This is a genomic window from Caldimonas sp. KR1-144 (genome assembly GCF_049446155.1).
GTDB lineage: Bacteria > Pseudomonadota > Gammaproteobacteria > Burkholderiales > Burkholderiaceae_C > Rivibacter.
In genome coordinates this window covers 341,915-366,613 of the sequence record NZ_JBMSEE010000001.1, presented here as the reverse complement: position 1 = coordinate 366,613, position 24,699 = coordinate 341,915, and the positions used below count along the sequence as shown (strand labels likewise).

Sequence of the window (24,699 nt, the reverse complement as noted above, 5' to 3'; positions counted from 1 at the left end):
CATGGCCGGCATGACCTTCGAACATGGCGCCAGCACCGCTGCCGCCGACAACCGGGCGTTCAAGAGCCAGCTCCACAAGGTGTACGGCTGGTACACCGGCGGCTTCATCGCCTTCATCCTGGTCCTGGCGGTGCTCGAGCAGATGGGCCTGCCGCGCAACTGGATCGGCTTCATCTTCCTGATCGCGACCGTGGCCCTGTATGCCGGCATCGGCATCATGAGCCGCACCACCGACGCGGCCGAGTACTACGTGGCCGGACGCCGCGTGCCGGCGGTCTACAACGGCATGGCCACCGGCGCCGACTGGATGAGCGCCGCCTCGTTCATCGGCATGGCGGGCACGCTCTACCTCACCGGTTACGGCGGCCTGGCCTTCATCATGGGCTGGACCGGCGGCTACTGCCTGGTGGCGCTGTTCCTCGCGCCCTATCTGCGCAAGTTCGGCCAGTTCACGATCCCCGACTTCCTCGGCGCGCGTTATGAAGGCAATCTGCCGCGCTTCATCGGCATTGTCGCGGCGATCCTGTGCTCCTTCACCTACGTGGTGGCGCAGATCTACGGCGTGGGGCTGATCACGACCCGCCTTTCCGGCCTCGCATTCGAGGTTGGCATCTTCGTCGGCCTGGGCGGCATCCTGGTGTGCTCGTTCCTCGGCGGCATGCGCGCGGTGACGTGGACGCAGGTGGCGCAGTACATCATCCTGATCATTGCCTACCTGGTGCCGGTGGTGTGGCTGTCGGTGAAGCAGACCAGCATCCCGCTGCCGCAGGCGATCTACGGCATGCAGCTGCAGAAGGTCACCGAGGCCGAGAACCGGCTCAAGGCCGACCCGAAGGAGCAGGAGGTCATCGCGATCTTCAAGCAGCGCGCCGACGAGGCCGCCGCCAAGCTCAAGGACGTGCCCGCCGCGATGGCCGCCGACAAGGCGGCCGCCGAGAAGAAGCTCGCCGACCTGAAGGCGGCCAACGCGCCGGTGGCCGACATCCAGGCGGCCGAGAAGGCGCTCGCGTCGCTGCCGACCGACCTCGCGGCGGCCAACAAGGCCTATGCCGCGGCGAAGACCGCGAACGAGGCGCGTGCCAAGCCGCTGGCGGGTATGCCGCCGCATGCGCAGATCTTCTCGGGCGATCCGAACGGCGACGAGAAGGCCAGGAAGACCTACGACGAATCCCGGCGCAACTTCCTCGCGCTGGTGTTCTGCCTGATGGTCGGCACGGCCGCGCTGCCGCACATCCTGATGCGCTACTACACGACGCCCTCGGTGAAGGAGGCGCGCGAATCGGTGACGTGGTCGCTGTTCTTCATCTTCCTGCTGTACTTCACCGCGCCGGCACTGGCCGTGCTGGTCAAGTACGAGGTGCTGACGGCCCTGGTGGGAACGCCGTTCGACAAGCTCCCGGAATGGATCTCGGCCTGGGGGCGCGTCGACCCGGCGTTGCTGTCGGTCGCCGACGTCAACAAGGATGGCATCTTCCAGCTCGGCGAGATGAAGATCGGCGGCGACATCATCGTGCTCGCGACGCCGGCCATCGGCGGCCTGCCGTACGTGATCTCGGGCATGGTGGCCGCGGGCGGCCTGGCCGCGGCGCTGTCCACCGCCGACGGCCTGCTGCTGACGATCGCCAACGCGCTGTCGCACGACCTGTACTACAAGATGATCGACCCCAACGCCCCGACCGCGCGGCGCGTCGCGATCTCCAAGGCCTTGCTGCTGGTCGTCGCGTTGTTGGCGGCGCTGGTGGCGGCGCAGAAGCCGGCGGACATCCTGTTCCTGGTATCGGCAGCGTTCTCGTTCGCGGCCGCGGCGTTCTTCCCCGCGCTGGTGCTGGGCATCTTCTGGAAGCGCGCCAACAAGTGGGGCGCGTCGCTGGGCATGGTGGCCGGCCTGGGGGTGACCTTCTACTACATGGTGACGACCCAGCCCTGGTTGCGCGGCATCTTTGGCGTGACCAGCCCGATCGAGCTGTGGTGGGGCATCCAGCCGATCTCGGCCGGCCTGTTCGGCGTGCCGGTGGGCTTCGCGGTGATCATCATCGTGAGCCTGCTGACCGGAGCTCCCCGCAAGGAGACGCAGGAACTCGTCGAGCACGTGCGCTATCCCGAACTGAGGCTGGCGAAGGCCTAAGCCGCGCCGAGCCCTCATGAACAAAGGCCCCGCTCGCAAGAGCGGGGCCTTTTTCGTCGCGGGAGGGGCTGAGCGCCGCGCCGGCGTTCAGCCGAGCGGCGGCTCCAGCTTGCTCAGGAAGCGGTTCGCGAACTGAGCGGCCGGGCCGCCGCCGCGCGCGGTGCTGATGTAGGTGACGGCGCGCTCGAGCAGCATCCGCAGTTCGTTGACGTCGGTCACCTTCTCGAGCTTGATGGCAAGGCTTTCGGCCTGGGGGCCGAGCAGGTCGTTGAGCGCGCGCACGGCTTCGCGGCGTACCGCGATCACATCGACAGCCGGCGCCGCAGGGGCGGCCGCGACGGGGATGTCGACCGGGCGCGTCGCCATCGCCGGCGCAGGGGCAACGGCCGGGCGCGACACCGAGATGGCCTCGATCAGCCCGCCGTCGAGCAGCTCCTTCAGGGCCTCCTCGGCTTGCGGAATCATCTTGAGCAGCTCGTCGTCGCTGCGCTTGCCGTCGACCATGATCAGCGCGGAGCGCACGCGAGGCGACAGGCGCCTCGTGCGGACGTCGATCTCGGCTTGCCCTTGCGCGGTCTTGCGATAGATGGTCGTCATGCGGCAGCAAAGAGTGCGGCGCAAGCTTACCGCCGGCGGCTGCCTTGGCAATAGGCGGCGGCCCGGGCCGGCCGCCTCACAGCGAGATTTCCCAGCGATGGCCGCATCCGCGGCAGCACACCTGCAAGCGCGTGCCGGCATCGCCCGAATCGAGCAGGTCCCAGCGCGCATAGGCGTGGCACTCGCTGCACACCGCCTGGTCGGCGACGAACTCGGCGTGGTTGAGCAGATAGAGGTAGCGCCGCAGCGCCCAGACGCCGATGACCGCGCTGGCCGACACGCACAGCAGCAGCACGAACTGGTCGCCGATCGGTGCCTGCGCGTCGTAGACCTCGGCGCCGGCCAGGAGCGCGATCGCCGACAACAGCAGCATCACGAGATGCGCGTGGCTTTGCAGCAGCTCGCGCTCGTACCACTTGCGAAAGCCGTGGCGCTGGATTCTCTGCACGGACGTCATCGCGACACCTTCGGCGCAGGCAGGCATGCGGCATGCCGGTGGCCGATCTTCGCACCGGCAGGCGCCGCGCGGCGCGAAGGGCTGCAAGAATCCCGCGCGAAGATGTCGCCGCGGCAAGGGAGTTCATGATGGCCCAGCAGGAACAACGCGTGGTCGTGGTCACCGGTGCCTTCGGGGCGCTGGGTCGGCAGGTCGTGCGCTCGCTGTCCGATGACGGCTGGCGCGTCGCGCTGGTCGATGCGGCACCGGCCGCGCCGGCCGATCTGGCCGTCGCGGCGCCGCCGGCAGCCGTGCACGCCGGCATCGATCTCGGCGATGCACAGGCGGCCCGGGTCTGCGCGCAGGCCATCGCTGCCGCCTTCGGCCGCATCGATGCGCTGGTCAACATTGCCGGCGGGTTTCGCTGGCAGACCATCGAGGCGGGTGACCCCGGCGCCTGGGACCAGATGTTCGCGATGAACGTGAAGACGGCGCTGCACATGAGCCGCGCGGCGCTGCCCTGGCTGCTGGCGTCGCCGGCGGGTGCGATCGTCAATGTGGGCGCCGCGGCAGCCGCGCGCGCCGGCGCCGGGATGGGCGCCTACGCGGCCGCCAAGTCCGGCGTGCTGCGGCTCACCGAGGCGCTGGCCGAGGAGGGCAAGGACCGCGGCCTGCGCGTCAATGCCGTGCTGCCCGGCATCATCGACACGCCGGCCAATCGTCGCGAGATGCCGCAGGCCGACACGAGCCGCTGGGTGACGCCGGACGCGGTGGCCGATGTGGTGGGTTTTCTGCTCTCGCCGGCATCGCGCGCGATCACCGGCGCCGGCATCCCGGTGACGGGCCGACTGTGAGCACGGGGCTCGGCATCCCCGACGCGCGTGCGGATGCTTGCCGTGACAGACTTGCGGCCATGAGCCGTTCTCGCGAATCGATCCACTCTCGCAGCGTCCCCGTTCTGCGCTGGTCGATGCTCGCCGCCATGGCCGTGGGACTGCTGGGCGGCTGCGCCCACAGCTACGGTCCCGGCGGCTTGCCTGCGGGGGCCAGCAGCGCCCAGGCGGTTGCGCAGCTCGGGCCGCCGACGGGCCGCTATGCCTTGCCGTCGGGCGGGCAGCGGCTCGAGTTTGCGCGCGGCCCCTACGGCAAGCACACCTACATGCTGGACTTCGATGCCGGCGACCGCCTGCTGCAAGTCGAGCAGGTGCTGACCGAAGCCAAGTTCCTGCAGCTGCGCATCGGCATGACGGCCGACGAGGTGCTCAGCACGATCGGCCATCCCTCCGAGACGCGCTACCTCTCGCGCCAGCAGCACCGCCTCTGGTCCTACCGCTACGACACGCCGTTTTGCATCTGGTACCAGGTGAGCATCGACACGTCCGGCAAGGTTGCCGAGCTGGGCCACAACAGCGACCCGATGTGCGAGAACGATTTCTTCCCTTTCTGATGCGCAGGCCCCGATGACGACGCTCTATGGCATTCCGAATTGCGACACGGTCAAGAAGGCACGCGCCTGGCTCGACGAGGCCGGCATTGCCTATCGCTTCCACGATTTCAAGAAGGCCGGCGTGCCCGAGGACGCCCTCGCGCGCTGGCTTGCCGCGGTCGGCTGGGAGCGTCTGCTCAACCGCCAGGGCACGACCTGGCGCAAGCTCGACCCCGCCGTGCAGGCGCGCGTGACCGATGCGCCCAGCGCGGCCGCCTTGATGCGCGAGCAGTCCAGCGTCATCAAGCGGCCGGTGATCGACTGGCCCAGCGGCGCGGTGACCGTAGGCTTCGACGCCAAGGCCTTTGCCAGCCACCTGGCCGAAGACTGAGCGCCGGCTGCACATGAAAAAGGGCCGCAGACCTTCGCGGGTCTGCGGCCCTTGCGCCTTGTCGGCGCGATCGATCAGGCGGCGAGCAGCTGGCGCAGCACGAAGGGCAGGATGCCGCCGTGCTTGTAGTAGTCGACCTCGATCGGCGTGTCGATGCGAAGCGTCAGCTTGACCTTCTTCTTCGAGCCGTCGGCCTTGGTGATCACCAGCGTGGCGTCGCTTTGCGGCTTGATCTCCGCGCCGAGCTCGATGTCGATCAGCTCGTCGCCCTTGAGGCCCAGGCTTTCCCACGAGTCCCCGGCCTTGAACTGCAGCGGCAGCACCCCCATGCCGACCAGGTTCGAGCGGTGGATGCGCTCGAAGCTCTTGGCCACCACGGCCTTGATGCCCAGGAGCTGCGTGCCCTTGGCGGCCCAGTCGCGCGACGAGCCGGTGCCGTACTCCTCGCCACCGAAGATCACGGTCGGCACGCCCGCGTCGATGTACTTCATCGCGGCGTCGTAGATCGCGAGCTTTTCGCCGGTGGGCTGGTACAGCGTGTAGCCGCCTTCCTCGCGCGAGCCGTCGGCCTTGGCCGGCAGCATCAGGTTCTTGATGCGCACGTTGGCGAAGGTGCCGCGCATCATGACCTCATGGTTGCCGCGGCGCGAGCCGTAGCTGTTGAAGTCGGCCTTCATCACGCCGTTGTCGAGCAGGTACTTGCCCGCGGGCGTGGTTTCCTTGAACGAACCGGCGGGCGAGATGTGGTCGGTGGTGATCGAGTCGCCGAACAGGCCCATGATGCGAGCGCCCTTGACGCCGGCATCGGCCTGCTTGGGCTGCATCGCGAAGTCCTGGAAGAACGGCGGCTCGGCGATGTAGGTGCTCTTGGGCCACGTGTAGACGTTGCCCTTGACGCCCTTGATCTTCTCCCACAGCTTGCCCGGGTCGTTCTTGACCTTGTCGTAGTTCTTCTTGAACGCCTTGCCGTCCATCGCGAACTTCATCAGCTTGTAGATCTCTTCGCTGGTCGGCCAGATGTCGCCCAGGAAGACATCGCGCCCGCCCTTGCCCTTGCCGACCGGCTCGGTCATCAGGTCCTTGGTGACGTTGCCGGCGATCGCGTAGGCGACGACCAGCGGCGGCGAGGCGAGGAAGTTGGCCTTCAGGTTCGGGTGGATGCGCGCCTCGAAGTTGCGGTTGCCCGAAAGCACGGCCGCGCAGACCAGGTCGTTCTTGGTGATGGCTTCGTTGATCTCCGGCGTCAGGTCGCCGGCGTTGCCGATGCAGGTCGTGCAGCCGTAGGCGGCGACGTTGAAGCCCAGCTTCTCGAGGTAGGGCAGCAGGCCCGCCTTCTCGAGGTACTCGGTGACGATGCGCGATCCCGGGGCGAGCGAGGTCTTGACATGCTTCTTGACCTTGAGGCCGGCCTCGACCGCCTTCTTGGCCAACAGGCCCGCGGCCAGCAGCACGCCCGGGTTGCTGGTGTTGGTGCACGAGGTGATGGCGGCGATCAGCACGTCGCCGTTCTTGATCTCGATGCCGTCGGCGGTGGTGAAGCTTTGGGCGAGCTTGTCGGCCGGCTGGTTGAAGCCGTTCTCGGCCGCAGGCTTGCTGAACAGCGAGCTGAACTGCGACTTCACGTTGCCCAGTTCGATGCGGTCTTGCGGACGCTTCGGGCCCGACAGCGACGGCGCCACGGTGCCCAGGTCGAGCTTGACCACCGAGCTGTAGTCGATCTCGCCGGCGCCCGGCACGCCGAAGAGCTTTTGCGCCTTGAAGTAGGCCTCGAAGGCCTCGATCTCGGCCTTGGTGCGGCCGGTGCCCTGGAAGTAGTCGATCGTCTTCTCGTCGACCGGGAAGAAGCCCATCGTCGCGCCGTACTCGGGCGCCATGTTGGCGATCGTGGCGCGATCGGGCAGGGCGAGCGTCTTGGTGCCTTCGCCGAAGAACTCGACGAACTTGCCCACCACCTTGTGCTTGCGCAGGATCTCGGTGACGGTGAGCACCAGGTCGGTCGCCGTCACGCCTTCGCGCAGCTTGCCGGTGAGCTCGAAGCCCACGACGTCCGGCGTCAGGAAGTAAACCGGCTGGCCGAGCATGCCGGCCTCGGCCTCGATGCCGCCCACGCCCCAGCCGACCACGCCGATGCCGTTGATCATCGTCGTGTGGCTGTCGGTGCCGACCAGGGTGTCGGGGTAGTAGACGCCGCCCTTCGTCTTGTGCACGCCGCGCGCCAGGTACTCGAGGTTGACCTGGTGCACGATGCCGAAGCCCGGGGGCACGACGCCGAAGGTGTCGAACGCGTCCATGCCCCACTTCATGAACTGGTAGCGCTCCTCGTTGCGCTGGAACTCCAGCTTCATGTTGAGGTCCAGCGCCTTCTTGTCGCCGAAGTGGTCGATCATCACCGAGTGGTCGACCACCAGGTCCACCGGCACCAGCGGCTCGATCGACTTGGGGTTCTTGCCCATCTTGGCGGCGACGTTGCGCATCGCGGCCAGGTCGGCCAGCAGCGGCACGCCGGTGAAGTCCTGCAGCACCACGCGCGCCACCACGAACGGGATCTCGTCGACGCGCTCGGCCACCGGCGCCCACTTCGCGAGCTGCTTGACGTGTTCGGCGGTGACCTTCTTGCCGTCGCAGTTGCGCAGCACGCTCTCGAGCACGATGCGGATCGACACCGGCAGGCGCGACACGTCGACGCCGAGCTCCTTGCCGAGCGCGGGCAGCGAGTAGTACTGGCCTTCCTTGCCGGAGGCGGTCTTGAACGACTTGAGCGTCTTTGCGTAGGCGTGTGACATGGGGCTGCCTTGTGTTGTGGGTGGCGGGGGTGGAGTGTGACTCAGGCGGCTTTCGGTTCGATGACCTTCAGCCCTTTGAAGTAGTCGCGAAAGAACGTGGCATCGCGCGTGATCAGCGCGTCGCACTGAAGCAGGGCATGCGCACCGACGACGAAATCCGAGACGCCGCGCTCGCGCTCGCCCGCGGCGCGACGCGCGCGCCAGCGGCGCTGCATCTCGCCGGCGCGCAGCGCCGCCTTGCGCTCGACCGGGCTGTAGCGGATGCCCAGTTCCTCGAGCACCTGCATGGCCAGATCACCATCGCGCAGCGAGCTGCAGACCTCGACGACGACCACGTCGCACACGACGACCGGCCCGCGCGACAGCGCGTCGCGTAGCGCGGCCTCGGCCGTGTCGGCGCGCTCGCTGCCGGCCAGCAGGTCGATCAGCACGGCGGAGTCGGCGGCGATCATGCGGACTCGCTGTCGCCCGGCGTGCCGCCGCGCACGGCGCGCATCGCTTCGTCGGTGTCGGCGAAGCCGTCGAGCTTGAAGCGGCCCCGCGCACGCGAGATCGCGTCGTCGACGTTCTTGCGCAGGATGATGCGGCTGCCGTCGAGCTCGACCTTGAGCGTGGTGCCCTTGGTCAGCCCGAGCGCGTCGCGCACGGCCTTGGGCAGGGTGATCTGCCCGCGTTCGGCGACGGTGGCTTCCATGCGCGGCTCCGGAGTCGGTATGCATGAATTATACGTACCGAACGATGCGTACTCCAGGAGAATTCGCGCGCCTGCAGACAGGACTTGACGGCGCGGCGCGCGCTGATAGCGTGCGGCGCCGAACCCAGGACCCTTCGAGGAGGCATTGCATGTTCCGGACCAAGACGATTCGACCCTGGCGCGCGTTCGCGGCGCTGTTGATGGCCGCCGCGGCGCTGACCGTGCATGCCGAAGGGCGCCCGGTGCGCATCCTGGTCGGCTTTCCGGCCGGCGGCGGCACCGACGCGATCGCGCGGGTGCTGGCCGAGAAGCTCAAGGACGAACTCGGCGCGCCGGTCATCGTCGAGAACAAGCCCGGCGCCGGCGGCCAGCTCGCTGCGCAGGCGCTCAAGGTCTCCGCGCCGGACGGCACGACCTTCTTCATCTCGCACGACCACACGATCTCGATCCTGCCGCTGGTGGTGAAGCAGCCCGGCTTCGATCCGTCGCACGACTTCGTGCCGGTGGCCGGCTTCGCGAGCTTCGTCAATGCCTTCGCGGTCTCGGGCGGCACGCCGGCCAAGAGCATGGCGGAGTACGCGGCGTGGGTGAAGAGCGCAGGCGCAGGCAAGGGCACGGTGGGCGTGCCGGCACCGGCCTCGGTGCCCGAATTCCTGGTCGGCGTGATCGGCCGCAAGTTCCAGCTCGACCTCGTCGCCGCGCCCTACCGCGGCAGCGCACCGATGATGCAGGACATGCTGGGCAACCAGATCGCCGCGGGCATCGGCTCGGTGCCCGACCTGATCGAGAACCACCGCCACGGCAAGGTCCGCGTGGTCGCGGTGCTGGGTGGCGCGCGCCAGGCGGCGATGCCCGACGTGCCGACCTTGGCCGAGCTCGGCGTCGCCGGCTTCGAGGACGTGCCGTACTACGCCTTCTTCGCGCCCGCCGGCACGCCCAAGGCCTCGCTCGACGCCTTCTCGGCCGCCCTCGCCAAGGTGATCGCCAAGCCCGACGTGCGCGAGCGTCTCTCGACGATGGGCCTCACGGTCGAATTCATGCCCTCGTCGCAGCTCGCCATCCGCGAGCGCGCCTACAGCCAGACCTGGGCGAAGATCATCAAGGACAGCGGCTTCCAGCCGCAATGAACAAAGCCCGCCGATGGCGGGCTTTGTCTTGACGAAGCGGCTGACTTACTTGGCCGCCGTCACCGCCTGCGTCGCGGCGCGCTGCTCGGCGTGCTGGCAGCCGTCGACCATGCGCTGGCCGATCTTCTGATTCATCATCATCGACTTGCTCGGGATCTGCAGCCAGACGATGCCATTGCGCTTGTCTTCCAGGCGCACCGCGCCGGTCGTCGTCTCCTGCGGCGTCATCAGGTAGTTCGCGTTGTTGAACGAGACCTGGAAGTGGCCGGGCTTCGCGTCGACCGGCATCACGCGCACCGACTGGTTGAACTCGCACTGGGCCGAGCCGGTCAGCACGCGGTTGGCGATCTCGAGCTGGTTCGCGCTGATCGTCTCGGTGACGTCGGTTGCCAGCGCCAGGCCCTTGGCTTCGTTGCGCAGTTCCTTGCGCGACTGCGAGGCGGCCGGCTTCTTCGCCGGCTTGGCGGCTTCTTGCGCCGAGGCCGCGAAGGCCGCGCCGGCCAGGGCCAGGCTCAGGGCGACGAGGGGAATGCGCTTCATGACAGGACTCCGGAGAAAGGCTTTGTGTGGGGCGGATTGTGGTGGGTGGCCGCGTCGACTTCGTTGCAAGTTGCTTCCGGCAGGGTCCGGGAGTTCCCTGCCTGCGCGTGTACGAGATCACGATCCGTCAGGTCGTCCGAACCGCGAGCCTCTTGCTTCATGACATAGCGCACGGCCGGCGGGGCGTCCACCGACTGAACATCTTGTGATGTTCGGCGGCGCGGCAAGCGGCCTGCGGCTTCAGGAAGCGCGCGGTCGTGTTGGCGCGCCGCGACAACCCCTGCGATCAAGCGGTCGCGCGCAAGGCATCTGCCGGCACGCGCACCCAGCCTTCCATCAGCACGCGCGCGCTGCGGCTCATCACCGCCTTGGTGACGGTCCAGTCGCCATTGGTGCACGTGGCCTCGGCGCCGACGCGCAGCGTGCCCGAAGGGTGGCCGAAGCGCACCGCCTGCCGCGCGCCGCCGCCTGCAGCCAGGTTGACGAGCGTGCCGGGGATCGCCGCCGCGGTGCCGATCGCGACCGCGGCCGTGCCCATCATCGCGTGGTGCAGCTTGCCCATCGACAGCGCGCGCACCAGCAGGTCGATGTCCTTCGCGGCAACCGGCTTGCCGCTCGACGCGACGTAGTCCGCAGGCCGCGCGACGAACGCGACCTTGGGCGTGTGCTGGCGCTTGGCCGCTTCGTCGACGTGAGCGATCAGGCCCATCTTGACGGCGCCATGCGCGCGAATGGCCTCGAACTTCGCCAGTGCCTGCGCGTCGCCGTTGATCGCGTCCTGCAACTCGGTGCCGGTGTAGCCGATGTCGGCCGCATTGACGAAGATCGTCGGGATGCCGGCGTTGATCAGCGTGGCCTTGAGCGTGCCGACGCCGGGTACGTCCAGCTCGTCGACCAGCTTGCCGGTCGGGAACATCGCGCCGCCGGCGCCTTCTTCCTCGGCGGCGGGGTCCATGAACTCCAGCTGCACCTCGGCGGCAGGGAAGGTCACGCCGTCGAGCTCGAAGTCGCCGGTCTCCTGCACCGCGCCGTCGGTGATCGGCACATGCGCGACGATGGTCTTGCCAATGTTGGCCTGCCAGATGCGCACGACGGCAACGCCATTGCGCGGCACGCGGCTCGCGTCGACCAGGCCGTTGCTGATCGCGAACGGCCCGACCGCGGCCGACAGGTTGCCGCAGTTGCCGCTCCAGTCGACGAAGGCCTGGTCGATCGACACCTGGCCGAACAGGTAGTCGACGTCGTGGTCGGGCTTGCTGCTCCTGGCGAGGATCACCGCCTTGCTGGTGCTCGAGGTCGCGCCGCCCATGCCGTCGATCTGCTTGCCGTAGGGGTCGGGACTGCCGATCACGCGCAGCAGCAGCGCGTCTCGCGCCGGGCCCGGCCGCTGCGCGGCTTGCGGCAGGTCTTGCAGGCGAAAGAACACGCCCTTGCTGGTGCCGCCGCGCATGTAGGTGGCGGGGATGCGAAGTTGCGGTTCGTGCGGTGCGTGGCTCACGTCGTTCGTTCCTTCAGGCGGCCCGGTTCGCTTCGAGGAAGTCCTGCGCGAAGCGCTGCAGCACCCCGCCGGCCTCGTAGATCGAGACTTCCTCGGCGGTGTCGAGCCGGCAGGTCATCGGCACCTCGACGCGCTCGCCGCTCCTGCGATGGATCACCAGCGTGAGATCGGCGCGCGGCTTGCGAACGCCGACCACGTCGAAGGTCTCGGTGCCGTCGATGGCCAGCGTCTTGCGCGTCGTGCCCGGCTTGAACTCCAGTGGCAGCACGCCCATGCCGATCAGGTTGGTGCGGTGGATGCGCTCGAAGCCCTCGGCCGCGATCGCTTCCACGCCGGCCAGCCGCACGCCCTTGGCCGCCCAGTCGCGCGACGAGCCCTGGCCGTAATCGGCGCCGGCGATCACGATCAGCGGCTGCTTGCGGTTCATGTAGGTCTCGATCGCCTCCCACATGCGCATCACGCTGCCCTCGGGCTCGACGCGCGCCAGCGATCCCTTCTTCACCTTGCCGTCGACCACGGCCATCTCGTTGACGAGCGTCGGGTTCGCGAAGGTCGCGCGCTGCGCGGTGAGGTGGTCGCCGCGGTGCGTCGCGTAGGAGTTGAAGTCCTCCTCGGGCAGGCCCATCTTCGCGAGGTACTCGCCGGCCGCGCTGTCGAGAAGGATCGCGTTCGACGGCGACAAGTGGTCGGTCGTGATGTTGTCGCCCAGCACCGCGAGCGGTCGCATGCCCTTGAGCGTGCGCTCGCCGGCCAGGGCGCCTTCCCAGTAGGGCGGGCGGCGGATGTAGGTGCTTTGTGCGCGCCAGTCATAGAGCGGGCTGGCGTTCGCGGCTTCGCTCGAGCGCTCGTCGAACATCGGGATGTAGACGCGACGGAACTGCTCGGGCTTGACGGCTCGGGCGACGATGGCGTCGATCTCCTCGTCGCTCGGCCACAGCTCCTTGAGCGTGATCGGCTTGCCGTTCGCGTCGGTGCCGAAGCTGTCGCGCTCGATGTCGAAGCGGATCGTGCCGGCGATCGCATAGGCCACCACCAGCGGCGGCGAGGCCAGGAAGGCCTGCTTGGCGTACGGGTGGATGCGGCCGTCGAAGTTGCGGTTGCCCGAGAGCACCGCCACGGCATAGAGATCGCGGTCGATGATCTCCTGCTGGATCTTCGGGTCGAGCGCGCCCGACATGCCGTTGCAGGTGGTGCAGGCGAAGGCGACGATGCCGAAGCCGAGCTTCTCCAGGTCGCCGGTGAGACCCGCTTCGTCGAGGTACTCGGCGACGACCTTGGAGCCCGGCGCGAGCGAGCTCTTGACCCACGGCTTGCGCCGGAGGCCCAGCCGGTTCGCGTTGCGTGCGAGCAGGGCGGCCGCGATCACGTTGCGCGGATTGCTGGTATTGGTGCAGCTGGTGATGGCCGCGATGATCACCGCGCCGTCGGGCATCTGGCCCGGCGTTTCCTGCCAGGGCTTGGCAATGCCCTTGGCGGCCAGCTCGGTGGTGGCCAGGTGCGCATGCGGGTTCGACGGGCCGGCCATGCTGCGCGTGACGCTCGACAGGTCGAACTTCAGCACGCGCTCGTACTCGGCGTTCGCAAGCGAGTCGGACCACAGGCCGGCGGCCTTGGCATAGGTCTCGACGAGCCTGACCTGCTCGTCGCTGCGACCGGTGAGCCTGAGGTAGTCGATCGTCTGCGCATCGATCGAGAACATCGCCGCGGTGGCGCCGTACTCGGGCGCCATGTTGGAGATCGTCGCGCGGTCGCCGAGCGTCAGCGACTTGGCGCCTTCACCGTAGAACTCGAGATAGGCGCCGACCACCTTCTGCCGGCGCAGGAACGCGGTGAGCGCGAGCACGATGTCGGTGGCGGTGATGCCCGGCTGGCGCTGGCCGCTGAGCTCGACGCCGACGATGTCGGGCAGGCGCATCCAGGAGGCGCGGCCGAGCATCACGTTCTCGGCTTCCAGTCCGCCGACGCCGATCGCGATCACGCCCAGCGCGTCGACGTGCGGCGTGTGGCTGTCGGTGCCGACCAGCGTGTCGGGGAACGCTACGCCGTCCTTCGCATGGACCACCGGCGACATCTTCTCCAGGTTGATCTGGTGCATGATGCCGTTGCCCGCGGGGATCACGTCGACGTTCTTGAACGCGAGCTTGGTCCACTCGATGAAGTGGAATCGGTCCTCGTTGCGGCGGTCCTCGATCGCGCGGTTCTTCGCGAAGGCGTCGGGGTCGTCGCCGCCGCACTCCACGGCCAGCGAGTGATCCACGATCAGCTGCACCGGCACGACCGGGTTCACCTTGGCCGGGTCGCCGCCGGCGTCCGCGATCGCGTCGCGCAGGCCTGCCAGGTCCACCAGCGCGGTCTGGCCGAGGATGTCGTGGCAGACCACGCGCGCCGGGAACCACGAGAAGTCGAGTTCGCGCTTGCGCTCGATGAGCTGGCGCAGCGAAGGCTCGAGCTGCGCGGGCTCGCAGCGACGCACCAGGTTCTCGGCCAGCACGCGCGAGGTGTAGGGCAGCCGGTCGTAGGCGCCGGGCGAGAGGGCATCGACGGCCTCGCGGGCGTCGAACCAGTCGAGCGAGGTGCCGGGCAGGGGCTTGCGATGGAGCGTGTTCATGGCGCGCGGCCTCGGATTCAGGTGCGCTGGCCGATCGGAACGAACTTCTGGTCTTCCGGGCCGATGTAGTTGGCGCTGGGACGAATGATCTTGCCGTCGATGCGCTGCTCGATGATGTGGGCCGACCAGCCCGAGGTGCGCGAGATCACGAACAGCGGGGTGAACATCGCGGTGGGCACGCCCATCATGTGGTAGCTGACCGCCGAAAACCAATCCAGGTTGGGGAACATCTTCTTGATGTCCCACATCACCGACTCCAGCCGCTCGGCGATCGCGAACATCTTCATGTTGCTCGCGTCCTGCGAGAGGCGGCGCGCAACCTCCTTGATGACCTTGTTGCGGGGATCGCTGACGGTGTAGACCGGGTGGCCGAAGCCGATCACCACTTCCTTGCGCTCGACGCGCGCGCGGATGTCGGCATCGGCTTCGTCGGGCGAGTCATAGCGCTTCTGGATCTCGAACGCGACCTCGTTGGCGCCGCCGTGCTTGGGGCCGCGCAAAGCGCCGATCGCGCCGGTGATCGCCGAGTAGATGTCGCTGCCGGTGCCTGCGATCACGCGGCCGGTGAAGGTGCTGGCGTTGAACTCGTGCTCGGCGTAGAGGTTCAGCGAGGTGTGCATCGCGCGCACCCACAGCGTGCTCGGCGTCTTGCCGTGCAGCAGGTGCAGGAAGTGGCCGCCGATGGAGTCGTCGTCGGTCTCCACGTCGATGCGCTTGCCGTTGTGGCTGTAGTGGTACCAGTACAGCAGCATCGAGCCCAGCGAGGCGAGCAGGCGGTCGGCGATGTCGCGCGCGCCGGGATGGTTGTGGTCGTCCTTCTCGGGCAGCGCGCAGCCGAGCACCGAAACGCCGGTGCGCATCACGTCCATCGGGTGGCTCGCGGCGGGCAGGGCTTCCAGCGCCGCGCGCACGGCGGCCGGCAGGCCGCGCATCGCCTTGAGCTTGGCCTTGTAGCCGGCCAGCTCGGCCACGGTGGGCAGCTTGCCGTGGATCAGCAGGTGGGCGATCTCCTCGAACTCGCAGGTCTCGGCGATGTCGAGGATGTCGTAGCCGCGGTAGGCCAGGTCGTTGCCGGTGCGCCCGACGGTGCACAGCGCGGTGTTGCCGGCGGTCACGCCCGAGAGCGCGACGGACTTCTTGGGCTTGGGGCCGGTGGCGGGTGCTTCGGCGACGGTGGTGGCTTCGCTCATGTCTCGTTCCTCGTCCGGTTATTTCTTGGCGGCGAACAGCGCATCCAGGTGCTGTTCGAATGCGTGGTAATCGATGCGGTCGTAGAGCTCGTCGCGCGTTTGCATGAGTTCCACGACGTTGCGCTGGTGGCCGTCGCGGCGGATCGCGGTGTAGACCGCCTCGGCCGCCTTGTTCATCGCGCGGAAGGCCGACAGCGGGTACAGCACCATCGCGACGCCGGTCGGGCGCAGATCCTCGACCGAGAACAGCGGCGTCTTGCCGAACTCGGTGATGTTGGCCAGCACCGGCACCTTCACCGCGTCGACGAAGCGGCGGTAGGTGTCGAGGTCGTAGGCGGCCTCGGCGAAGATGCCGTCGGCACCGGCCTCCACGCAGGCGATGGCGCGCTCGATCGCGGCGTCGACGCCGTGCACGGCGATCGCGTCGGTGCGGGCGATGAGGAAGAAATCCTCGTCCGTCTTCGCATCGGCAGCGGCCTTGACGCGGTCGACCATCTCGTCGGTCGAGACGATCTCCTTGCCCGGGCGGTGGCCGCAGCGCTTGGCACCGACCTGGTCTTCGATGTGGCAGGCAGCGGCGCCGGCCTTGATCAGGCTCTTGACGGTGCGTGCGATGTTGAAGGCACTCGGGCCGAAGCCGGTGTCGATGTCGACCAGCAGCGGCAGATCGCACACATCGGTGATGCGGCGCACGTCGATCAGCACGTCGTCGAGCGTGTTGATGCCGAGGTCGGGCAGGCCCAGCGAGCCGGCCGCGACGCCGCCGCCGGAGAGGTAGATCGCGCGGTAGCCGGCGCGCCGCGCGAGCAGGGCATGGTTGGCGTTGATCGCGCCGATCACTTGCAGCGGCGATTCTTCCTTCAAGGCGGCGCGAAAGCGCGCGCCCGGCGAGGGCAGGGTCATGCGGAGTTCTCCGTGGAGTTCAGTTCGGACGGCTCGACGGCGGGAAAGAAGCTTTCGCGCGCCTCGCCGGGCAGCGGCTGGCCGGTGCGCTCGGCGCGCTCCAGGACGTGCCAGTAGTAGCGGTAGCTGGCGCGATCGTGCAGCACGCCGCGGTGCGCGATCGGCGCCCATTGCGCGGCCTGCGCCGCCGTGAGGATCTCGACCGCCTCGTCGACCTCGGCCGTCACCGGCGCAAAGGCCTCGATGATGGGCTTGATCTGGTTGGGATGGATGCTCCACATGCGCGTGAAGCCCAGCTCGCGCGAGGCCCGCGTGGCGGCCTCGGAGATCGCGCGTGCGTGCGTGAACTCGGTGACCACGCAATGCGAGGGCGTCTTGCCCGCCGCATGGCAGGCGGCGGCGATCTCGATCTTGGCGCGCAGCACCAAGGGATGCGTGAACTGTCCGTGTGCGCTCATGCCGGCCGCGGGAATCGCGCCGCGGTGCGCGGAGACGAAGTCCATCAGCCCGAACGAGAGCGACTCGACCTGCGGCAGCGCGGCAAGCGCGTTCACGTCGCGCAGTGCGCCGTGGGTCTCGACCAGCGCGTGCACGGGGATGCGCCGCTGCACGCCGAACTCGAGCTGCGCGCGTTCGATCAGCGCGATCGCGATGGCCAGCTCGGCCGCGCTGCCGACCTTGGGCACCATCAGGTAGGCCAGGCGATCGCCGGCGCCGCCGACCAGCGTGCGCACGTCGTCGACGAAGTGCCCGTTCGACAGCGGGTGCACGCGCGCGCCGACGCGGCCGAAGCGGTTGGCGGCGCTGTTGACCAGCGCGGCCACCAGCAGGGCGTGTTCCTGCTCGCCGCCGACCGGGGCGCCGTCCTCGAGATCGAGCGTGACGTCGAACAGCGCCTGGTCTGCGAACTCGCCTTGCAGCGACAGCGCCTTGCGCATGCGCGCCTCGACGCCGGCATAGTGGTCGCACACGGGCAGCGCCGGGCTGCGCTCGTGGGCGGCGAACAGCGCCTGGCGGGGGTGGATGCGGTGGCGGATCATGGCTGGCGACTCGGCAGTCGGCTGGCGTTCGGGACGACGTTCCGGCGGTTCGCAGACGCAAAAAAGGCCGGTGCAGGCGACTGGACCGGCCTCGTCTTGCTGGCTCGCGCCGCGTCAGAGCAGGTGCTTGACGCCGTCTTGCTCTTCCTGCAGTTCCTTGAGCGTGAGGTTGATGCGCTCCTGCGAGAAGGCGTCGATCTCCAGGCCTTCGACGATCTTGTACTCGCCGCCTTCGGTGGTGACCGGGAAGCCGAACATCACGTCCTTGGGAATGCCGTACTCGCCGTTGCTGGGCACGCCCATCGTGACCCACTTGCCGTTGGTGCCCAGGGCCCAGTCGCGCATGTGGTCGATCGCGGCGTTGGCGGCCGAGGCGGCCGACGACAGGCCGCGCGCTTCGATGATGGCCGCGCCGCGCTTGCCGACGGTGGGCAGGAACACGTCCTTGACCCAGGCCTGGTCGTTGACCAGATCCTTGGCGGCCTTGCCGGCGATCTTGGCGAAGCGGTGGTCGGCGTACATGGTGGGCGAGTGATTGCCCCACACGACCATCTGCTCGATGTCCTTGACGGTGCTGCCGGTCTTGGCGGCCAGCTGGCTCAGCGCGCGGTTGTGGTCCAGGCGCAGCATCGCGGTGAAGTTCTTGCGCGGCAGGTCCGGCGCGCTCTTCATCGCGATGTAGGCGTTGGTGTTGGCCGGGTTGCCGACCACCAGCACGCGCACGTTGCGCGAGGCCACGGCGTTCAGCGCCTTGCCCTGGGCGGTGAAGATCTGGGCGTTGGCCGACAGCAGGTCCTTGCGCTCCATGCCGGGGCCGCGCGGGCGGGCGCCGACAAGCAGGGCGTAGTCGGTGTCCTTGAAGGCGGTCATCGGGTCGCTGTGCGCTTCCATGCCGGCCAGCAGCGGGAAGGCGCAGTCCTCGAGTTCCATCATCACGCCCTTGAGCGCCTTCTGGGCCTTCTCGTCCGGGATCTCCAGCAATTGCAGGATCACCGGCTGGTCCTTGCCCAGCATCTCGCCCGAGGCGATGCGAAACAGCAGGGCATAACCGATCTGGCCGGCGGCGCCGGTGACGGCAACGCGAACGGGCTTCTTGCTCATGGGGGAGGCTCCGGGTTGGGGGTGATGGGTGCGCCGAAAGACCTCTCAGGCGCAGCCACCGAAGTTTAGGCAAGTGTAGGTTGCCCCTGACGCGAACGTCAACGGTCTTATGTCTTATATAAGACATCATTCACTGGACGCTCGTGCGCAGCCTGTGATGCAATCCGGACCCGATGGCCGCCGCCCTTCCTCCCGTGATCCCCGACGACGCCGCCGCCGACGCGGCAGGCCCGGCGTTCAGCCCGCTTTACCAGCAGATCAAGGCGCTGATCACGCGCAGCCTGCAGGCCGGCGAGTGGAAGCCCGGCGAGGCGATCCCCAGCGAGTTGGAGCTCGCGGCGCGCTACAAGGTCAGCCAGGGCACGGTGCGCAAGGCGATCGACGAGCTGGCGACCGAGAACCTGGTCGTGCGCCGCCAGGGCAAGGGCACCTTCGTCGCGACGCACTTCGAAGAGCACGTCCAGTACCGTTTCCTGCGCCTCGTGCCTGACCCCGACGGCGCCGCCGGCCCGGTGGAGCGCCGCTTCCTCGACTGCCGCCGCCTGCGCGCGCCGGCCGACATCGCCCGCGCGCTCGAGCTCAAGGCCGGAGAGCCGGCGGTGCAGGTGCGCCGGCTGCTGCTGTTTGCCGGCAGCCCGGTGGTGCTCGACGAGATCTGGCTGCCCGGCGCGCTCTTCAAGGGCCTGTCCGCCGAGCGGCTGAGCGAGTACCGCGGGCCGCTGTACGCGCTGTTCGAGACCGAGTTCGGCGTGCGCATGATCCGCGCCGAGGAGCGCGTGCGCGCGGTGGCCGCGAGCGCGGCCGACGCGCCGATGCTCGAGGTGCCCGAGGGCTCGCCGCTGCTGAGCGTCGAGCGACGCTCGATGACCTATGGCGACAAGCCGGTGGAGCTGCGCCGCGGCCTCTACAACACGGCGCATCACCACTACCGCAACGAACTGAGCTGACAACGAGGCGATACGCGACGCAGATCGCACCGGCGACGGGTCAGGCAGTGGCCCAGCGAGCCGGTTGGTGTGTTGCGATGCAATAAACTTCTCAGGCTTTACCCGGCACGATCCCCAGCAAGACGGTCTCGCCAGAGAGACCACCAGCTTCGAAGACCACAAAGGTTCGGCATGGCGAACAACACCGCAGTACCCGCGACCCGGCCCCGTCCGGAGTTCCGCAACATCCATATCACGCAGATCGTCTCGTACCGGCTGCCCGCGGCTGGGGTCGTCTCGATCCTGCATCGCATCAGCGGTGCGCTGATGTTCCTGCTGCTGCCCTTCATCGTCTGGCTGTTCGACGTGAGCCTCACGTCCGAGATCAGCTACGAGCGCTTTGCCAGCGCGTTCTCGGCCGGCATCGGCTTCGTGCCGGGCTGGTTCGTCAAGCTCGTGGCGCTGTCGCTGATCTGGGCCTACCTGCACCACTTCATCGCCGGCGTGCGCCACCTGTGGATGGACGCGACGCACGCGGTCACCAAGGGCTTCGGCGCGTCGTCAGCCACCTTCACGCTCGTGGCCAGCGTGCTGCTGACGCTGCTGCTGGGCGCCAAGCTGTTCGGCCTGTTCTGACGCGCGCCGGAGACACACGAATGAGCCAAAACTACGGATCCAAGCGCGTCGTCGTTGGTGCGCACTACGGCCTTCGCGACTGGCTGAGCCAGCGCGTCACCGCGGCGCTGATGGCGCTGTTCACGATCGTCTTGCTGCTGCAGGTGCTGTTCGGCGGCCCGCTGGGCTACGACCGCTGGGCGGCGATCTTCTCGTCGCAATGGATGAAGGTGCTGACCTTCGTCGTCATCGTCTCGCTGGCGTGGCATGCCTGGGTCGGCGTGCGCGACATCTGGATGGACTACGTCAAGCCCGTCGGCGTGCGCCTCGCGCTGCAGGTGTTCACCATCGTCTGGCTGGTCGGCTGCGCCGGCTGGGCGATCCAGGTGCTGTGGAGGCTTTGAACAACATGACCACCAAGAATCTCCCCACCCGCAAGTTCGACGTCGTCATCGTCGGCGCCGGCGGTTCCGGCATGCGCGCCTCGCTGCAGCTCGCGCGCGCCGGCCTCAACGTCGCCGTGCTGTCCAAGGTCTTCCCGACCCGCTCGCACACCGTGGCCGCGCAAGGCGGCATCGGCGCCTCGCTCGGCAACATGAGCGAGGACAACTGGCACTACCACTTCTACGACACGATCAAGGGCTCCGACTGGCTCGGAGACCAGGACGCGATCGAGTTCATGTGCCGCGAGGCCACCAAGGTGGTCTACGAGCTCGAGCACTTCGGCATGCCGTTCGACCGCAACCCGGACGGCACGATCTACCAGCGACCGTTCGGCGGCCACACCGCCAACTACGGCGAGAAGCCCGTGCAGCGCGCCTGCGCCGCGGCCGACCGCACCGGCCACGCGATGCTGCACACGCTGTACCAGCAGAACGTCAAGGCGCGCACGCAGTTCTTCGTCGAGTGGATGGCGCTTGACCTGATCCGCGACGCCGACGGCGACGTGGTCGGCGTGACCGCGCTCGAGATGGAGACCGGCGACGTCCACATCCTGCAGGGCAAGACCGTGCTGTTGGCCACGGGCGGGGCAGGGCGTATCTACGCCGCCTCGACCAACGCCTTCATCAACACCGGCGACGGCCTGGGCATGGCCGCGCGCGCCGGCATCCCGCTCGAGGACATGGAGTTCTGGCAGTTCCACCCGACCGGCGTGGCCGGCGCGGGCGTGCTGCTGACCGAAGGCTGCCGCGGCGAAGGCGCGATCCTGCGCAACATCAACGGCGAGCGCTTCATGGAGCGCTATGCGCCCACGCTGAAGGACCTCGCGCCGCGCGACTTCGTCTCGCGCTGCATGGACCAGGAGATCAAGGAAGGCCGAGGCTGCGGTCCCAACAAGGACTACGTGGTGCTCGACATGACCCACCTGGGCGCCGAGACCATCATGAAGCGGCTGCCCTCGGTGTTCGAGATCGGCCACAACTTCGCCAACGTCGACATCACCAAGGAGCCGATCCCCGTGGTGCCGACCATCCATTACCAGATGGGCGGCATCCCGACCAATGTGCACGGCCAGGTGGTCGTGCCCAACGGCCAGGTCCACAACGCGGTGATCAACGGCCTGTACGCGGTGGGCGAGTGCTCGTGCGTCAGCGTGCACGGCGCGAACCGCCTGGGCACCAACTCGCTGCTCGACCTGCTGGTGTTCGGCCGCGCGGCCGGCAACCACATCGTCGACGCGCTCAAGGGCGAGGCCAAGTCGCACAAGCCGCTGCCCAAGGACGCGGCCGACCAGACGCTCGCCCGGCTGGCGCGCCTGGACGGCAGCACCGGCGGCGAGTACGCGCAGACGGTCGCCAACGACATCCGCAACTCGATGCAGAAGCACGCCGGCGTGTTCCGCACCCAGGCCGCGCTCGACGAAGGCGTCAAGCAGATCGCCGCGATCCGCGAGCGCGTGGGCGGCATCACGCTGAAGGACAAGTCCAAGATCTTCAACACCGCGCGCATCGAGGCGCTGGAAGTCGAGAACCTGATCGAGGCCGCGCAGGCCACCATCACCTCGGCTGCCGCGCGCAAGGAATGCCGCGGCGCGCACACGGTCAAGGACTACGAGCGCGGTGCCGACGACGCCGAGTTCCCGCTCGGCCGCAACGACAAGGAGTGGCTGAAGCACACGCTGTGGTACAGCGAGGGCAACCGCCTTGCGTACAAGCCCGTGAACCTCAAGCCGATGTCGGTGGAGTCGATCCCGCCGAAGGTCCGCACGTTCTGAGCAGCGTCGCCTCCAGGAGAAAGCAAACACCATGGCCACCCAGAAGCGCACGTTCCAGATCTACCGCTACGACCCGGACAAGGACGCCAAGCCGTACATGCAGACCCTCGAGGTCGAGCTCGACGGCTCCGAGCGCATGCTGCTCGACGCGCTGATCAAGCTCAAGGAGCTCGATCCGTCGATCGCCTTCCGCCGCTCCTGCCGCGAAGGCGTGTGCGGCTCGGACGCGATGAACATCAACGGCAAGAACGGCCTCGCGTGCCTGACCAACCTGCGCACGCTCAAGGACCCGATCGTGCTCAAGCCGCTGCCGGGACTGCCCGTCGTGCGCGACCTGATCGTCGACATGACGCAGTTCTTCAACCAGTACCACTCGATCAAGCCGTATCTCGTCAACGAGACCACGCCGCCCGAGAAGGAGCGCCTGCAGTCGCCCGAGGAGCGCGAGGAGCTCAACGGCCTGTACGAGTGCATCCTGTGCGCGAGCTGCAGCACCAGCTGCCCGAGCTTCTGGTGGAACCCGGACAAGTTCGTCGGCCCGGCCGGCCTGCTGCAGGCCTACCGCTTCATCGCCGACAGCCGTGATCAGGCCACCAGCGAGCGCCTCGACAACCTCGAGGACCCGTACCGCCTGTTCCGCTGCCACACGATCATGAACTGCGTCGACGTTTGCCCGAAGGGCCTGAACCCGACCAAGGCGATCGGCAAGATCAAGGAGCTGATGGTCCGGCGCGCCGTCTGACCCTCAGCCTCGAGCACCCCATGGACGCCGCGATGCAACAGCCACTCGGAGAGCGGGAACTCAGCCGCCTGAAGTGGCGTTGCCGCCGCGGCCTGCTCGAGAACGATCTCTTCATCGAGCGCTACTTCCAGCGCCACGAGGCCGCGCTCACCGTGGGTGACGCGGCCGGCTTGTCGGCCCTGATGGACCTGGCCGACAACGACCTGCTCGACCTCCTGCTGCGCCGCACCGAACCGAAGGGCGAACTCGATCGCCCCGAGGTGCGCCAGACGCTGGAGAGGCTGCGTTTGCCTGCAGCCTGATCGCGAACAACAACATCCGAGACAAGCCCCGTCCACCTCCTCGCCTCACAAGGAACGCCCATGACACCGTCCGACGTCAAAGCCACCCTATCGTTCTCCGACGGCAGCCCGAGCATGGACTTGCCGATCTACCAGGGCAGCGTCGGTCCGGACGTGATCGACATCCGCAAGCTCTACGCGCAGACCGGCAAGTTCACCTACGACCCGGGCTTCCTCTCGACCGCGTCGTGCAACTCGTCGATCACCTACATCGACGGCGACAAGGGCGAGCTGCTGTACCGCGGCTACCCGATCGAGCAGCTCGCGGTGAACTGCGACTTCCTCGAGGTCTGCTACCTGCTGCTCAACGGCGAGCTGCCCAACCAGGACCAGAAGAACGCCTTCGTCAAGCTCGTGACCAACCACACCATGGTCAACGAGCAGATGCAGTTCTTCCTGCGCGGTTTCCGGCGCGACGCGCACCCGATGGCGGTGCTCACCGGCCTGGTCGGCGGCCTGTCGGCCTTCTATCACGACAGCACCGACATCAATAACCCGCAGCACCGCGAGATCTCGGCGATCCGCCTGATCGCCAAGATGCCGACGCTGGTGGCGATGGCCTACAAGTACGCGCTCGGCCAGCCCTACATCTATCCGCAGAACTCGCTGAGTTACACCGCGAACTTCACGCGCATGATGTTTGCGACGCCCTGCGAGGAGTACGTGCCCAACGACGTGGTCGTGCGCGCACTCGACCGCATCTTCATCCTGCACGCCGACCACGAGCAGAACGCCTCCACCTCGACGGTGCGCCTGTGCGGCTCGTCGGGCACCAACCCGTTTGCGGCCATCGCGGCCGGCGTGGCCTGCCTGTGGGGCCCCGCGCACGGCGGCGCCAACGAGGCGGCGCTGAACATGCTGGAAGACATCCAGAAGGCCGGCGGCGTGGCCAAGATCGGCGACTTCATCAACCAGGTGAAGGACAAGAACTCCGGCATCAAGCTGATGGGCTTCGGCCACCGGGTCTACAAGAACTACGACCCGCGCGCCAAGCTGATGCGCGAGACCTGCCACGAGGTGCTGGGCGCGCTGGGCCTGGAGAACGACCCGCTGTTCAAGCTGGCGATGTCGCTCGAGAAGATCGCGCTGGAAGACGAGTACTTCGTCGCCCGCAAGCTCTACCCGAACGTCGACTTCTACTCCGGCATCGTGCAGCGCGCGATCGGCATCCCGGTCTCGCTGTTCACGGCCATCTTCGCGCTCGCGCGCACGGTGGGCTGGATCGCCCAGCTCAACGAGATGATCGCCGACCCCGAATACAAGATCGGCCGTCCGCGCCAGCTGTTCGTCGGCAGCACGCCGCGCGAGGTGAAGCCGATCGGTCAGCGCTGATCTCGGCGAAGCCATGAAAAAGGGCGGCCACTGGCCGCCCTTTTCTTTTGCATTGCGCCCTCTCCCGCC

Annotated in this window: 24 protein-coding genes; 12 read left to right on the top strand and 12 right to left on the bottom strand. The window is 68.0% G+C overall.

The features are described 5' to 3' along the window. The first annotated feature begins 1 nt into the window (after window position 1). Window positions 2-2,125: a sodium:solute symporter family protein gene (locus ACO2TI_RS01845; protein ID WP_423281725.1), complete on the top strand. Its 2,124-nt coding sequence runs from the start codon at window positions 2-4 to the stop codon at window positions 2,123-2,125. An 87-nt stretch (window positions 2,126-2,212) separates the two neighbouring features. On the opposite strand, the gene ACO2TI_RS01840 is transcribed toward ACO2TI_RS01845, so the two are convergent. Beyond that, window positions 2,213-2,722, bottom strand: a complete 510-nt coding sequence (locus ACO2TI_RS01840) for a hypothetical protein (protein WP_423281724.1) — start codon at window positions 2,720-2,722, stop codon at window positions 2,213-2,215. Window positions 2,723-2,798: 76 nt separating this feature from the next. Next, window positions 2,799-3,179, bottom strand: coding sequence for a hypothetical protein (locus tag ACO2TI_RS01835; protein WP_423281723.1), 381 nt, complete (start codon window positions 3,177-3,179; stop codon window positions 2,799-2,801). Between the two features lie 128 nt (window positions 3,180-3,307). Here ACO2TI_RS01835 and ACO2TI_RS01830 point away from each other — a divergent pair, with 128 nt between their 5' ends. Genes ACO2TI_RS01830 through ACO2TI_RS01820 form a run of 3 tightly spaced genes read left to right on the top strand, consistent with a single transcriptional unit; the run spans window position 3,308 to window position 4,975 of the window. Then, entirely contained in the window at window positions 3,308-4,012 is a 705-nt protein-coding gene (locus ACO2TI_RS01830; protein ID WP_423281722.1) for an SDR family NAD(P)-dependent oxidoreductase, read from the top strand. A gap of 59 nt (window positions 4,013-4,071) precedes the next feature. Beyond that, window positions 4,072-4,605: a hypothetical protein gene (locus tag ACO2TI_RS01825; RefSeq protein ID WP_423281721.1), complete on the top strand. Its 534-nt coding sequence runs from the start codon at window positions 4,072-4,074 to the stop codon at window positions 4,603-4,605. A 13-nt stretch (window positions 4,606-4,618) separates the two neighbouring features. Next, window positions 4,619-4,975, top strand: coding sequence for an ArsC family reductase (locus ACO2TI_RS01820; RefSeq protein ID WP_423281720.1), 357 nt, complete (start codon window positions 4,619-4,621; stop codon window positions 4,973-4,975). 74 nt (window positions 4,976-5,049) lie between these two features. On the opposite strand, the gene acnA is transcribed toward ACO2TI_RS01820, so the two are convergent. Genes acnA through ACO2TI_RS01805 form a run of 3 tightly spaced genes read right to left on the bottom strand, consistent with a single transcriptional unit; the run spans window position 5,050 to window position 8,452 of the window. Next, complete coding sequence (acnA, locus tag ACO2TI_RS01815; protein WP_423281719.1) at window positions 5,050-7,758, bottom strand: aconitate hydratase AcnA; 2,709 nt, start codon at window positions 7,756-7,758, stop codon at window positions 5,050-5,052. A gap of 41 nt (window positions 7,759-7,799) precedes the next feature. Beyond that, window positions 7,800-8,210 carry a PIN domain-containing protein gene (locus ACO2TI_RS01810; RefSeq protein WP_423281717.1) on the bottom strand — a complete coding sequence of 137 codons (411 nt, stop codon included), beginning with the start codon at window positions 8,208-8,210 and terminating at the stop codon, window positions 7,800-7,802. Continuing rightward, on the bottom strand, window positions 8,207-8,452 hold the full coding sequence (locus tag ACO2TI_RS01805) for an AbrB/MazE/SpoVT family DNA-binding domain-containing protein (protein ID WP_423281716.1): 246 nt from the start codon (window positions 8,450-8,452) through the stop codon (window positions 8,207-8,209). The genes ACO2TI_RS01810 and ACO2TI_RS01805 overlap by 4 nt, the downstream gene beginning before the upstream one ends. A gap of 149 nt (window positions 8,453-8,601) precedes the next feature. On the opposite strand from ACO2TI_RS01805, the gene ACO2TI_RS01800 reads away from it, so the two are divergent. After that, complete coding sequence (locus ACO2TI_RS01800; RefSeq protein WP_423281715.1) at window positions 8,602-9,579, top strand: Bug family tripartite tricarboxylate transporter substrate binding protein; 978 nt, start codon at window positions 8,602-8,604, stop codon at window positions 9,577-9,579. A gap of 45 nt (window positions 9,580-9,624) precedes the next feature. Here ACO2TI_RS01800 and ACO2TI_RS01795 read toward each other — a convergent pair whose 3' ends face one another. The 7 genes from ACO2TI_RS01795 to ACO2TI_RS01765 all read right to left on the bottom strand — a co-directional run bounded on the left by ACO2TI_RS01795 (window position 9,625) and on the right by ACO2TI_RS01765 (window position 18,459). Continuing rightward, window positions 9,625-10,119 (bottom strand): hypothetical protein, encoded by a 495-nt coding sequence (locus ACO2TI_RS01795; RefSeq protein ID WP_423281714.1) that lies wholly within the window; start codon window positions 10,117-10,119, stop codon window positions 9,625-9,627. 286 nt (window positions 10,120-10,405) lie between these two features. After that, entirely contained in the window at window positions 10,406-11,617 is a 1,212-nt protein-coding gene (gene prpF, locus ACO2TI_RS01790; protein WP_423281713.1) for a 2-methylaconitate cis-trans isomerase PrpF, read from the bottom strand. A gap of 13 nt (window positions 11,618-11,630) precedes the next feature. Then, window positions 11,631-14,225 carry a Fe/S-dependent 2-methylisocitrate dehydratase AcnD gene (acnD, locus tag ACO2TI_RS01785; RefSeq protein ID WP_423281712.1) on the bottom strand — a complete coding sequence of 865 codons (2,595 nt, stop codon included), beginning with the start codon at window positions 14,223-14,225 and terminating at the stop codon, window positions 11,631-11,633. A gap of 17 nt (window positions 14,226-14,242) precedes the next feature. After that, window positions 14,243-15,415, bottom strand: a complete 1,173-nt coding sequence (gene prpC / locus ACO2TI_RS01780) for a bifunctional 2-methylcitrate synthase/citrate synthase (protein WP_423281711.1) — start codon at window positions 15,413-15,415, stop codon at window positions 14,243-14,245. Between the two features lie 18 nt (window positions 15,416-15,433). Further along, window positions 15,434-16,318, bottom strand: a complete 885-nt coding sequence (gene prpB, locus ACO2TI_RS01775) for a methylisocitrate lyase (RefSeq protein WP_423281709.1) — start codon at window positions 16,316-16,318, stop codon at window positions 15,434-15,436. Then, window positions 16,315-17,358 carry an HpcH/HpaI aldolase/citrate lyase family protein gene (locus ACO2TI_RS01770; protein ID WP_423281708.1) on the bottom strand — a complete coding sequence of 348 codons (1,044 nt, stop codon included), beginning with the start codon at window positions 17,356-17,358 and terminating at the stop codon, window positions 16,315-16,317. The genes prpB and ACO2TI_RS01770 overlap by 4 nt, the downstream gene beginning before the upstream one ends. 114 nt (window positions 17,359-17,472) lie before the next feature. After that, window positions 17,473-18,459, bottom strand: a complete 987-nt coding sequence (locus ACO2TI_RS01765) for a malate dehydrogenase (RefSeq protein WP_423281707.1) — start codon at window positions 18,457-18,459, stop codon at window positions 17,473-17,475. Window positions 18,460-18,632: 173 nt separating this feature from the next. Between ACO2TI_RS01765 and ACO2TI_RS01760 the strand changes: the two genes are divergently transcribed. The 7 genes from ACO2TI_RS01760 (at window position 18,633) to ACO2TI_RS01730 (ending at window position 24,630) form a co-directional block, all read left to right on the top strand. Further along, window positions 18,633-19,406, top strand: a complete 774-nt coding sequence (locus ACO2TI_RS01760) for a GntR family transcriptional regulator (protein WP_423281706.1) — start codon at window positions 18,633-18,635, stop codon at window positions 19,404-19,406. Between the two features lie 171 nt (window positions 19,407-19,577). Then, window positions 19,578-20,021 carry a succinate dehydrogenase, cytochrome b556 subunit gene (gene sdhC / locus ACO2TI_RS01755; protein WP_423281704.1) on the top strand — a complete coding sequence of 148 codons (444 nt, stop codon included), beginning with the start codon at window positions 19,578-19,580 and terminating at the stop codon, window positions 20,019-20,021. Window positions 20,022-20,041: 20 nt separating this feature from the next. After that, the gene (gene sdhD, locus ACO2TI_RS01750; RefSeq protein WP_423281703.1) at window positions 20,042-20,404 is read left to right on the top strand and encodes a succinate dehydrogenase, hydrophobic membrane anchor protein; all 363 of its coding nucleotides are present in this window, start codon (window positions 20,042-20,044) and stop codon (window positions 20,402-20,404) included. 5 nt (window positions 20,405-20,409) lie between these two features. Next, the gene (sdhA, locus tag ACO2TI_RS01745) at window positions 20,410-22,215 is read left to right on the top strand and encodes a succinate dehydrogenase flavoprotein subunit (RefSeq protein ID WP_423281702.1); all 1,806 of its coding nucleotides are present in this window, start codon (window positions 20,410-20,412) and stop codon (window positions 22,213-22,215) included. A gap of 31 nt (window positions 22,216-22,246) precedes the next feature. After that, window positions 22,247-22,957, top strand: coding sequence for a succinate dehydrogenase iron-sulfur subunit (locus tag ACO2TI_RS01740; RefSeq protein ID WP_423281701.1), 711 nt, complete (start codon window positions 22,247-22,249; stop codon window positions 22,955-22,957). 32 nt (window positions 22,958-22,989) lie between these two features. Then, window positions 22,990-23,259 carry a succinate dehydrogenase assembly factor 2 gene (locus ACO2TI_RS01735; protein WP_423281700.1) on the top strand — a complete coding sequence of 90 codons (270 nt, stop codon included), beginning with the start codon at window positions 22,990-22,992 and terminating at the stop codon, window positions 23,257-23,259. A 60-nt stretch (window positions 23,260-23,319) separates the two neighbouring features. Continuing rightward, window positions 23,320-24,630, top strand: a complete 1,311-nt coding sequence (locus ACO2TI_RS01730) for a citrate synthase (RefSeq protein WP_423281699.1) — start codon at window positions 23,320-23,322, stop codon at window positions 24,628-24,630. Window positions 24,631-24,699 lie beyond the last annotated feature (69 nt).